The sequence below is a fragment of the Zhouia amylolytica genome, assembly GCF_900116365.1.
Lineage (GTDB): Bacteria > Bacteroidota > Bacteroidia > Flavobacteriales > Flavobacteriaceae > Zhouia > Zhouia amylolytica.
The window spans coordinates 1-11,953 of sequence record NZ_FPAG01000009.1; the positions used below are offsets into that span (position 1 = coordinate 1).

At 34.9% G+C, this 11,953-nt stretch carries 11 protein-coding genes; 4 read left to right on the forward strand and 7 right to left on the reverse strand.

Annotated elements, in window-relative coordinates; all coding sequences use genetic code 11:
- Nucleotides 1–209 (forward strand): hypothetical protein (locus BM361_RS17060; protein WP_217643782.1); only part of this gene is annotated, 209 nt, incomplete at its 5' end.
- 213 nt (nucleotides 210–422) lie between these two features.
- On the forward strand, nucleotides 423–2,204 hold the full coding sequence (locus BM361_RS14710; RefSeq protein WP_083425967.1) for a restriction endonuclease: 1,782 nt from the start codon (nucleotides 423–425) through the stop codon (nucleotides 2,202–2,204).
- Nucleotides 2,205–2,228: 24 nt separating this feature from the next.
- Here the strand turns inward: BM361_RS14710 and BM361_RS14715 are convergent, their stop codons facing one another.
- From BM361_RS14715 to BM361_RS14745, 7 genes are all read right to left on the reverse strand, one after another.
- A complete protein-coding gene (locus BM361_RS14715; RefSeq protein WP_074979835.1) occupies nucleotides 2,229–2,501 on the reverse strand; it encodes a hypothetical protein in 273 nt (90 codons plus the stop codon).
- A 265-nt stretch (nucleotides 2,502–2,766) separates the two neighbouring features.
- Complete coding sequence (locus BM361_RS14720) at nucleotides 2,767–3,813, reverse strand: ligand-binding sensor domain-containing protein (protein WP_074979837.1); 1,047 nt, start codon at nucleotides 3,811–3,813, stop codon at nucleotides 2,767–2,769.
- Nucleotides 3,814–4,026: 213 nt separating this feature from the next.
- A complete protein-coding gene (locus BM361_RS14725) occupies nucleotides 4,027–4,494 on the reverse strand; it encodes a hypothetical protein (protein ID WP_074979838.1) in 468 nt (155 codons plus the stop codon).
- Between the two features lie 60 nt (nucleotides 4,495–4,554).
- Nucleotides 4,555–5,175, reverse strand: a complete 621-nt coding sequence (locus tag BM361_RS14730; RefSeq protein ID WP_217643784.1) for a hypothetical protein — start codon at nucleotides 5,173–5,175, stop codon at nucleotides 4,555–4,557.
- Between the two features lie 333 nt (nucleotides 5,176–5,508).
- The gene (locus BM361_RS14735; RefSeq protein WP_074979842.1) at nucleotides 5,509–7,032 is read right to left on the reverse strand and encodes a TlpA family protein disulfide reductase; all 1,524 of its coding nucleotides are present in this window, start codon (nucleotides 7,030–7,032) and stop codon (nucleotides 5,509–5,511) included.
- Nucleotides 7,033–7,532: 500 nt separating this feature from the next.
- Entirely contained in the window at nucleotides 7,533–8,660 is a 1,128-nt protein-coding gene (locus BM361_RS14740; protein WP_074979843.1) for a phosphonoacetaldehyde reductase, read from the reverse strand.
- Nucleotides 8,661–8,794: 134 nt separating this feature from the next.
- Nucleotides 8,795–10,045, reverse strand: a complete 1,251-nt coding sequence (locus tag BM361_RS14745; protein ID WP_074979845.1) for an MFS transporter — start codon at nucleotides 10,043–10,045, stop codon at nucleotides 8,795–8,797.
- 960 nt (nucleotides 10,046–11,005) lie between these two features.
- On the opposite strand from BM361_RS14745, the gene BM361_RS14750 reads away from it, so the two are divergent.
- Together BM361_RS14750 and BM361_RS14755 are read left to right on the forward strand one after the other, a co-directional pair.
- Nucleotides 11,006–11,353 (forward strand): DUF1508 domain-containing protein, encoded by a 348-nt coding sequence (locus BM361_RS14750; RefSeq protein WP_074979847.1) that lies wholly within the window; start codon nucleotides 11,006–11,008, stop codon nucleotides 11,351–11,353.
- 169 nt (nucleotides 11,354–11,522) lie between these two features.
- Complete coding sequence (locus BM361_RS14755; RefSeq protein ID WP_074979848.1) at nucleotides 11,523–11,936, forward strand: hypothetical protein; 414 nt, start codon at nucleotides 11,523–11,525, stop codon at nucleotides 11,934–11,936.
- Nucleotides 11,937–11,953: the final 17 nt, after the last annotated feature.

Below are 11,953 nucleotides of genomic sequence, written 5' to 3' on the forward strand. Positions count from 1 at the left end.
TAGGTAATTCCCGCCTCGAGTACAGATCAATAAAGGTCAGGACGAAAGTCTTGACCTTTTTTGTTTTAGGCGCTTTCGTTAAGCGTACTTATAAGAAAGTGATGAAACAAAAAATAAAGACGCGTAGCGGATTTGACCTTTATTCTCAAAATGACACATCGGGACTCACTGAAAGTAATTCTCGCCTCGAGCATACAAAAAACCCGTAATCATTTTATTTTCAAGGTCTTGTGGGTTTTCTTTTTGGGTTATAGTCAACTATTAGTCAACGCTTTTTAAATACTATACTCAACACGCCCCCACCACAAGACTTGCAAAGCAAGGAGATCACTTTTCTCTAATTACGGAATTCCTCTTTTCGTGAAAATATCATATTTCGTATTATTGCATTAGATAGAATTTCATCCTAATACAACTCCCACATGAGCCTTAACAGTTCAGAATTCAAGATTAACGTAAAATACGATTCAAAAGATATATACAAACTTGTTGTAGACTATGAATTCACACGAGATGGCTACACAAGATACGTTGCTCAAATAGGTCATCATGGAGTAAAAAAATATCGAACTCTTAAAGATTTAGACCTAAATATTCTAAAGGCAAAAGTAGAGGCGCAGGTCGAAATTTGGGATAATCAATATGAGAAAAAATTAGAGAAGGAAAGCAAAGAAATAAACAGAGAAAACGCAGAAGATGAGGATGCAGAAGTAAAAGCAATTCAAAAAGAACTTCAATCCATCCTGTCAAATACCCTCGAAGTTGATGACACGGTTGACTGGGAATACCTAAAAAACTTTACCAAGTTCAACACACCAAAACCTGCAAAGCCCTCGAAACCAAAATTCAAAACAGAACAATTACAAGCACCCCCTCAAGAACCTCAAAAGGGGCAATATGAATATCATTCTAAATTTTGGGAGAAATTACTCCCTGGCTTACTAAAAAAAAGGATGAAACAGTATTCGGATAATTATGTTAAAGACATTAACTCCTGGGAGGAAAAAGTCGAAAGGATAAACAAACGCAACGAAGCCCTAAAAAATGAGTATGAAGTGATATTAAAATCCTATGAAGAAAAGCTTTCTTTATGGAATAAATCCATGGAGCAATACAAAAAAGAGGAGAATGATTTCTTAGAAAAACAAAACGCTCATAATCAAAAAGTTGATAAACTAAAACAGGAATACCAAGATGCAAAGCCCAATGCAATTGAAGAATATTGCGAAATAGTCCTTAATAACTCAGATTACTCTGAATTCGACTTTCCGAAAAACTTTGAATTAGAATACGTAGCCGAGAATTCCACCCTTATAATTGAATATTTACTGCCTGCCATAGAAGACATACCTTCTATCAAAGAAGTCAAGTTTATCGCCGCGAAAAATGAAATAAAAAAAATCCCTTTATCACAATCGGCACTAAATAAATTATACGATTCCGTTGTTTATCAATTGATTTTACGTTCAATTCATGAAATATTCGAGGCAGATGTAATCGATTCAATCAAGGCTGTAGTATTTAATGGATGGGTTAATCATTTAGACAAAAGTACTGGACAGACTTCTAAAACCTGCATAACCTCTGTCCACACGACAAAAGAGGAATTTTTAGCAATTGAATTATCAGCAGTCGATCCTAAACTCTGTTTCAAAGGTCTAAAAGGCGTCGCCAGCACCAAGTTAAATTCAATGACTGCAATAACTCCTATTATTCAAATTGAAAAGAATGATTCGAGATTTACTAATTCCAGAGATATAATTGATTCTTTAGAGGAGGGCAATAATTTAGCTTCAATGGACTGGGAAGACTTTGAGCATTTAATTCGAGAGTTATTTCACAAGGAATTCAGTTATAACGGAGGGGAGGTAAAGGTTACTCAATCAAGCAGAGATGGTGGAGTTGATGCAATTGCATTTGATCCAGATCCGATTCGAGGCGGGAAAATAGTAATTCAAGCAAAAAGATATACCAATGTAGTTGGAGTTAGCGCAGTAAGGGATTTATACGGAACAACTCTTAATGAAGGCGCATCTAAAGGTATTATTGTCACCACATCTGATTATGGCCCTGATGCCTATAATTTTGCAAAAGGAAAGCCCTTAACTTTGTTAAACGGTGGCAACCTCCTTTATCTATTGGAAAAGCACGGATACAAGGCACGAATAAATTTAAAAGAGGCCAAGGAGAATAGGACTAATTAAAATAATAAAATATTAATGATATCCTCACTGTCCTATTTTTTCATACAACCTCAGCAATTCCTCCAATATTTCCTCTTGTGAATCTTCAAGTCCCTCTCCAATTATTTGTTCGCTTTTAATTTTCCCAAAGTCTTTTACGGCAATGAATCCCCAGTTTTTAGGTTTATGGAATAGTATTCCCAGCTTTTTATTTACATAAACATTATCATTTATGGCAACAGCATTTAAAGGGTCAACAGCAAGTCCTGCCAAAGCAAGACTTGATAATTTAAAGAACTGTCTTCTTCCTATTCCCATAGTTTATTCAAATTGCACCCAACAATTATATAAACACCATATGGTACTTATTTTCAACCTATAAATATAAAAGAAAATTTTCTCAACAATTCAGTGGGGAAAATCCCCTTTTTTCAAAGAAAGCCAAAAATAACCCATACTAATTACGGAAATCCTCATTCTAACTTATAACAAAACAAAAGTCCTTAATAGGGCTTATTTATATCTTTTACTTACGCAATTAATAGTTTGTGCAACGACTACTTTTGTTAGCTGTAGCCTTGTATTAATTCTTTCTGGTCATATCGATAACTCTTTCTCCGTCATATTTCCAAAAACCATTTAATCCTCCAAACCATATTTTCCCTTTAGTGTCTCCAATAATAAATACTATTCTTTCATAGGTTTTGTTTTCATTGTCCTTAAAATTTGTAAAAGTATTACCATCAAAGACACAAAGTCCTTGCATTCCTCCAATCCATAATTTCCCTTTCGTGTCTTCATAAATAGCCCTTACATTCCTGGAACACAATCCATCATCAGTGGAATATGTTTGAAACGAAATTCCATTGGTATAAGTAAGCCCACTTTTCCTATTTCCATTAAATCCAAACCAAATGTCGCCTTTACTATCGACTAAACTTGTTCTTACCATATCATCACTAATTCCATCTTTTGGTAAATAATGAGTGAAAGCGTTGCCATCATATTTGCTAATGCCACCATGAGACATAGATACAAACCATAAGTTACCTTGATTATCTTTAGAAATACTCTGAATAATATTATGATATAGGCTATCAGGCATTTTATTCCCTATTTCCGACAAGTGATTCTTAAAAGTTTTTCCATCATAACTATATGCTCCAGCACCATTCGTTCCTAGCCAAAAGATCCCATTTTCATCTTGATTGATAGATTGCACCTCATTTGGATTGACGACAGGAAATGAATTTTTGAGCCAATCTGTCGAAATTTCAGTTTTAGGAATTTTTAAATGTGTAAATTTTGTTCCGTCAAATATTGAAACTCCATTTGCAGTTCCAAACCATAGGTTTCCATTCTCAGCTTGATATATACAAGAGACTTTGTTATGAGAAAGTCCATCTTCTTGTGTGAAATGAATAAAATTTGAACCATCATATTTATAAACTCCGTCATTCGTAGTCCCAAACCAAAGATTATCATCTTTGTCTAAAAATCCACAATAGACATTTCCAATCGGTTTTTCGATTTTTAAATCTGGTTTTGTTTCTGACAAACTATTATTCTGTACTTGCCCGTTGCAGGAAACCAGAGTTATAGATAAAATAATCTGTAAAATCAATTTCATTTTCTTCACATTACTTCATGGTTTGTTTAGGTTACAGCTAACGGTATCGTATAACCGCCAGTCATCAGTTTAAATATACTTTAATTTTCGGTTTAGAACAGGTGCTAGCAAACCTTTAGGTTCAGCGGAGCTAATTCCGAGTGGATTGCATCGCCAGTTCGCTGCGCTCGTGTCGGACGTAGTCGAATTCGACATAATTACTGTTATATAGTCTTATACAAAGTGTTTTTTTATTTTTTTCTTATTCAGAAACCAAATCAAAAGAGCAATAGGTGTAGACCAAAAAAGAGCATTTAAAATTGCACCATAACTAAATACTCCCATTCCATCTTGTTGTCCAATAGATATCGTGATAGCTATCATAAGTCCCCAAATAATTAAAAAAATTAGAGCCGACAATCCACTAACCATTTTATTTGCCCATAACTGATATTTTCTTATAAATATTCCTCCTATTAAATAAGCAATTCCGATTAATAACATTATCAGGCACATTTCTAAGTAGTGAGAAAAAAGAAAAGAAATAGGGTCAGTTTGAATTTCGCTCTTATTTAAGTCATTTCCAATTCCGAGTACTGACCAAGCTAAAGCTCCCATTCCATTGCTAAAAATTATAAATCCTGAAAAGATAGCTACTAAAAGTCCAATTGTTTTAATTGATTTAGGTTTTTGTTCTTGCATTATATTTGGGTTTGAACTTAACTACGCATTATTTTTATATACTGTTACAGCACGTATTTTTTATGATACACCTATCACCTTTATTTCATCAATTACCCACTGCCTATCGACTTTTCGTATAAAAACTATTCCGCTAAAGCCACAAAGTTTACCACAACCAAATCCACTAATTAATGCTCCATAACTTTTAGTTTGGTCAAATTGAATTCTTGAAAATCCAGTTATTCCTGATAGGTAAAAGTCATATTCCCCATCCCAAACATTACTCGAAGCCGGAAATTCAGAACGATATTTTAAATTGAATTTCTTATCATGCTTTAAATCCGATAAGTTAATTTTATAAGGGTTTTTATTGTTAATCGTATCCAATTCTATTGAGTATTCCTTATAGTATTCTATAAACTCTTTTTTTAGGTGTTCATCAATTCTGTATGTACTATCCACAATCGCAATAACCAATTTGGTCGTGTCTTTTTCTAATTCGGCTTTACGTTTTTCATATTCCGCAATCATTTTTGTTTCGTCCCAAACGATTTTGGATGGATCACTTTCATTATAGTTTAGCGGTGGTGGAGGTGGTGGTGGAGACAATCTGATATCGTAATGAACTGAATCAAGCAAAGCAGGAAAAATTTCGTTCGCAACAGATTTTTCAAATTCTAAATCCGTTTGTTTTTTCACACAACTAGCTAAAGTCAAAAACATTGAAATTATTACTAATGTTTGTTTTATTATCATATGTGCTGTAACAATTGTACAAACACCATAAAGTGCTTATTTTAAACCTATAAATATAAAAGAAAATATTCTCAACAATTCAGTGGGAAAATCTCCCTTTATTCAAACAAACATTGTAAAAGGGAAGGCTCTTTACGGAAAACCATAATCATCCGAATATGTTCTATTAAAATACCCCCTTACCACCAACCTCACCCTTGCACCTATTCTCATGTTCAAAATATTCACACTCAATGTTACCACACAATGCACCCGTGAGTATTAGCTTTCCCCCTGTTAATCGGTTAAAGCCTCTTCAATCTGTTTAATCAGGACTTCCCTCTTCATCGGGTAACCTGCTTCAGATAGTTCGAATGTGCCATCTTTTTTGATAATCGCATATGTAGGAAAGCCTTTTCCTTTTATTTCTTCCATAATATTAGCTGTAAGCGCTTTATTAGCTAAAACATGCGTTCCTGTTAAGTTATAATAGGCAATCAATTCTTTCCATTTTTCTTCTTTAGCTGTATCGTAATTAGCTATATACAAATAATCGAGTCCTTTGTCTTTAAAATGACTTTTTATAGCCTCCGAATTTTTTGAAATTTCAGAACGGCAAGGCCCGCACCAGGTTCCCCACATATCTAGCAAAACCGTCTTACCTTTTACCAGTTTCAATATATCATCAAACGTTTGGTAGGAATGGGAATTATCAACGAAAACCATTTTATCGGTAAGGGTACGTGCTCTTTGCTTTTCGATTTTTTGAATGGCAGGTTCAACATATGAAATATACTGACTTTGAGGATACTGCTGTTTAAAACGTGAAAATATTTCCGGTAGATTATCCTCTTTTTCATCTATTGCCCCTTTAAAAAGTGTTCCATATAAAAACTCGGCTGTTTTGCCAGTAAAATGCTTCTCGATGATTTTCTCCCTCAAAAGATTCTCAGGATCCTTACTGACCATTTTAACTGCCTCTTCCTGATTCGCTGTTCCATAATAGTCTTTTAACCGTTCAGGATGTTGCCACAGTCCTTCTTTAAATCTTGTAAGATACGTACCTAGAAAATAACAGTATCGATCAAAAACTAACATTTTGTCATTACTAACCGGGGTACGATTGATAAGCGAATCCTCGATGGCTTGCCAGCTATCCTCATTTCTAGTAAAAGGTTCTCGTATATGATACGGTTGTTGACCTTTAAAAATAATATACTTCTGCATAGGAATATAATCAACATATAGGGCATAGATTTCCTTGAGCTCATCAGAAGGATGGTACTTTGAATTATAGTCCGCCAGGATTTTTTGATTCTTATTACTTATCTCTTTTATAGCACTTAAGACATTGGCTGGCAATGAATCTTTTCTGTAAGCCTTATAGTCTGACCTGTCTTTGAAAAGTTCTTGAATGGCAGGTTGGTTATTTTCACTTCCTATCCCATTCACCAAATAGGTGTCCTCAACATTCTTTGAGTCGAATGAAAAATCAAGATTATCTCCTGGTGACACATAAAAAACATAAGGACGGGTTTCATGATTAATAGCATCAGGAATTAGAGCGGTAACGAAAATCGGTTTGGAAAGTTTAACTGACCAATGCCCCTTCCCATCTGTTAAAGGAACTGATATTCTTCCATTATTTTCGAATAGTCTATTAGCATTAGTGAAATTGTCTTTTAAAATCGAAATGCTAGTGACACTTGAATTTTCTACCTTAAAATTGATGGAGGCTTCCTGTTCTTTTTCTTCTTGAATACATCCGGTTTGCATGAGTCCCAGGAACAAAATCGACAGAATCAAACTTAATTTTCTCATTATTTATATTTTATAAAAAAAGACCCTTACCATAACCGCTAATGGTTATGCGTAAGAATGGTTAGGTGGTTAAGCACCCAATTTAGAAAAATTGCATCTAATAAGCAGAAAATTCTTCAAGTTTTTCTTACGAGCTGGAACCAGGCAAATATTTAAGTACAGTCTTGATTTCGGATTCAACCTTCTGCGATCACATACTTCTCTCGATTACCTGAAGGTTCTTAACATAACTTATTCCCCTTCCATTTTTGTCTTTCAATGATCTTTATGTAATATAAACTTGATGATAAGAACTCTTGGGAAGCCACCCTGTAAAAATGTGATGAAAAAATTAAAGAAGTACAGCGGATTTTTCATACTAATTTTTCACAGACACAAGCTTTACGCTTGTGCCTGTAATCTTATTCAATAGATCTACAATAAATGTATCCTAACAATGTCCGGCACGCGGTAAACATATAACTGACCTATTTCATAACTACGGTCCTTTCAACCATTCGTTATTCTTTGCTCCTTAATAACTGTAGGAGTTGCTCTTTAGAAATATTTCTAGGGTTATTCCCTAACCTTTCAGTATTGACATTATCGGCAATTACATTTTCGCAATCTTTAATATTTAGCTTTTCTAAAGATAATTCTATTCCCATTTCTCTTGCCAGCTGTTTTAAATAGTTTTTCCCTTCTGTAACTGAATGTACCCCTAAAAATTGGCAAAGGTCTTCTAAACTGTTTTTTATATATTCAATCCCTTTGGGGTTATTTGCATCAATTTCTGACACATTATAATTGTACTCAAAGAACTCAGGTAATGTTAGAAATACTGCATGCCCGTGAGGAATGGAATAGTACGTTGTAAAAGCATAGGATACAGCATGAGAAGCTGTAGTTTTTGATATATTAATTGCCTTACCTGCATAATAGGCACCTAATGAAACTTTATGACGAGTATCTTTTGTTGGACTATTCACATTCTTCTTAATATTTGGCAACAAATATGACAAAGCCTTTCTCGCATATTCTTTAGACGCTTCGGTAGCGCCAACACTCCAATACGATTCAATGGCCTGAGACAGCGCGTCTAATGATGTACATGCCGTTAAGTACTTCGGCTGGGTTGATGTAAGCCTGTAATTTAAGCCTACTATATCGGGCAAAATATACTCATGGGCCAAAGAATATTTAACCTCATCGATATATACTACCGCAAAATGAGTGGCTTCACTCCCTGAACCTGATGTAGTTGGAATGGCTAATAGAGGAACTCCTTTTTCCTTGATTTTATTTTGACTAACGAAATCAAGAAGATCTTCAGGGTTGTTTGCCTGAAAAGCATTAATACATTTCCCCATATCTATAACACTTCCTCCTCCAATCGCAATTATTAAATCATAATTGCCTTCTTTAAAAATAGCAACCCCCTTTTTTACATCTTCTATTTTTGGGTTTACTTCAAAATCTGAAAAAATAGTAACCTCAACATCTTCTAATACTGGTTGAAAGAAATCTTCAGCCCCACTCAATGTATATGCGACCGGATCTGTTACCAAAAACACTTTCTTAGCTCCTAACTCATTGGTTATACGCTTAATGTCTTTTACTGATATTTCTTCAATTAATCTTTGATTCATCTTTTAAAACTATTAATTCTTTATACTAACATTCAGGCCTTTTGTCGGTCTTCTAAATTTTCTATCCTGGAACCTTAATAAAACACTCCGGTTATTTATGGCAAACGAGGATTCAGCTTATCTAAAACTCATATCTATCTCCTTACAAACAAAATAATAAATGCCCCCATAAAGCACATTGTAGAAGTTACTGCAAACACAATATTTTCCTGGCCTGTAATATCTGCCATAAATCCTATAAATGGTTCACCCGCACCCGCAAAAGCATAGGCAAATGTATTCATGACCCCAACACCTGTACCAGATCTGTTTACTCCTAATAAATCCGGGCTAAGCGGCCAATAACACGATTGCGGACCATACACCAAAAAACCGGCTAAAAACATTAACAGCAGGCCACCTAACAGGTGATCTCTTGGCACAAAATAGATCATGAGAATTACCAATCCGGCTAATCCTAACGATAAAGCTATAGGCTTGGATCGGTTAGACTTAAAAACCCTATCTGATAACTGTCCGAAAAAGATAGTACCTAAAGCCATCCCTATGGGAAGCGCTAAGGCAATCCAAAGATTAGAGGATTCTTCAATTTCTGTTCCCAGGTAGTAAAGAGGTACCCATACCAAAAGACCATATCTGGCTGTATTTTGAAAACCAATAGAAATACAGGCCAACATGAATTTTTTATTTTTTAATACTTTACCATAACGTTGCAAAGAAGTTTCATCTTTTCTCTTATCCTTAACAGTAACTTGTGTTTCATCTTCCAGTGGCTCAAACCCTAAATCTTCCGGCTTATTACGGACTACATAATAAAAAACTGCGCAACCCAAAAGGAGTAGTAATACTGGTAAACGAAATAACCACCTCCAATTGAAATCATATATATCCAACATAATTATGGACAATAAATAGATCAGTATTGAAGAACTTCCAGCTGCAAATAAATAAAACCCAAAAGCCTTACCTCTTTCTCTACCTCCCCACCAATTGGATACCAGCCTGCTACCCGGAGCCCACCCCAGGGATTGACTGAATCCGTTTAAGGCCCAAAAAAGAACAATCATCCAATAAGCAGTGGCAAAACTCGTCGCCCAATTCATTATCACAGACAATACACCTCCGATAACCATCATACGGCGAGCACCATATTTATCTGCCAGGTTACCATTAATAAACTGGCCAATACCATAAGCCCATAACATCGCTGCTCCAGCCCAACCTATATACTGCTTGGTAACACCAAACTCCCCTTCTATTCCCTGGATGGCCCACCCAAAATTTTGTCGACCTGTATAAAAAAACAGGTAGCAAAACATAACAGCAAAGAGCATTTTCCATTGTGTTCTCCTAAAATCAGAAGCCTGAATATTCAAATCATTCATTTGTTTATCTTTTTACTGAAACTCACATTCACTTCTGTATTGAGCTTCATTTAAATGTCAAGACGTTTAATTATAAACCCCATTGTTTGAAGACATTTCAATTTCAACTAAAGCTTCTTCCGGATTTAATCTTGTGTATAATTCTTTATTTATAAGCAACATAGCCCTCTTACGCTTCCTTAAAGTCTGGAATTATTTTCTGTGCAATCACACAGTTTCTAGTCGTCTTTAAAATTTTCATAAAAGTAAAATAATTTTACTATATGTAAAATTGAAAATGTTATAATAATGTTAATGTCAATCATTAATAATTGCCTTATTGCACGCAAAAATCCAAAATCCTAAAAAAATATCCCTCTAAAATAACCCATTCTTTCACCCCCCTGAACTAACCGTGTTAAATCATCTGAAATTACCGTTTTTTGCATGTTTTAGCCGTCATGTTTAAATTGATTTAAAATGATCTAAATGTTTTACTATGCCTGTTATTTGGTCAAGAAAAGTGCTTAGATAAGGCCCATTTCAGGCATAGCAAAGGTATGGTTGAGGCATAGTTAAAGTATGGATAAAGTATGAACACATCTACTTAGGTTCATTCTTGTATAAAATGTTTCCAGGCCTTTTGATTGCCAAAAGAAATTGCTCATTTAAGCCGAACAACTTCTGCCTTTTATCCCAATCCTGATTAATCCAGTAAAAGAACCGTGAATACCTTCAACAAATAAAAAAGGGCCCCTTCGCAGATACTCCATTCAATTGAGTGGCACCTCTTTTAACAGGACATCGGCTAACCTTTATACCTGCCCTAAATTCCAGAAAAAAAGTTCTTCCTACTCACTCATCCCGAAGCAGATAGGTTCCAAATCAGAAAAACAAATTCAAATTCTATAAATTTTATCATAGATTTGGACTTTTCCATACCGAAAACTATTTAGCTAACATTTTAATAATTTAAATTATATGGGAGTGTTTGTCATTCGCAAACAACCAAACGGGAATTACAATTTCATTTTCACCTCCAGGAAAGGAGATGCTATATTTACAAGCATCAATTGTAAGCAAAAAGATGACTGTAAAGTGATCTTGCAAGCAATTAGAAACAACCTGGAGATATTTACGTTCACCAAAAAAAATCCTGGTAAGCGAAAATTTCTATTCAGAGTTTCCAAAGGTGGTTTCGTACTGGCATCCAGTCGTGTGTACACTACCGAACTCAAACTTGAAAAGGAGGTAAACTATATCCTGACAAAAGCTCCGAAAGCCGAGGTTCTTGATTTCTCAGAAGACGAACAACTTTTCGCAGATTAGGCAACCTCCATATCAACCACCAATAAAACTTCATTTCCGCTATCGGACCATAAATCTCAAGACAATTTCCCTATGTTATTGTTATATAACATACTGTCTTAATTTTAATTTATTTTTAAAACATTATTCCTTGATATACTGCGATGTATAATGTAGTTTTACCGCCCGAATGACGAAAGTGCTGATTAAATATTGTCTGGCTCTCTTTGTGTTGCTTTTGAGTGGGTTTAATCAAACCCATGCAATACAGCAATACCCGGATATTTCACACAGCTCATTGAATGATCATGTGCAGCTCATTTCTTATGGTTTCGATTTTGATGATTCCGCCTTTCTTGTACCGGGAACACCTCATCAACATACCAGTAACCACTTCTTTGAAGAAACCTTTAACGAGGAAGAAACCCACGAGTCAGTTTCTCTTAAAAAGAAAAAGCATACCAGTTTAGCCATCCTGAATAACCACTCCGCTAAACTAACATACTTTCAATTATTTAAAAACAGACTATCATCTAATAAGTCTTTCTTAACTTATTTAACTACCCCAAACCTATATATCAGGTTTCAAGTTTTTAGACTATGATTTTATTTCAGGCATCG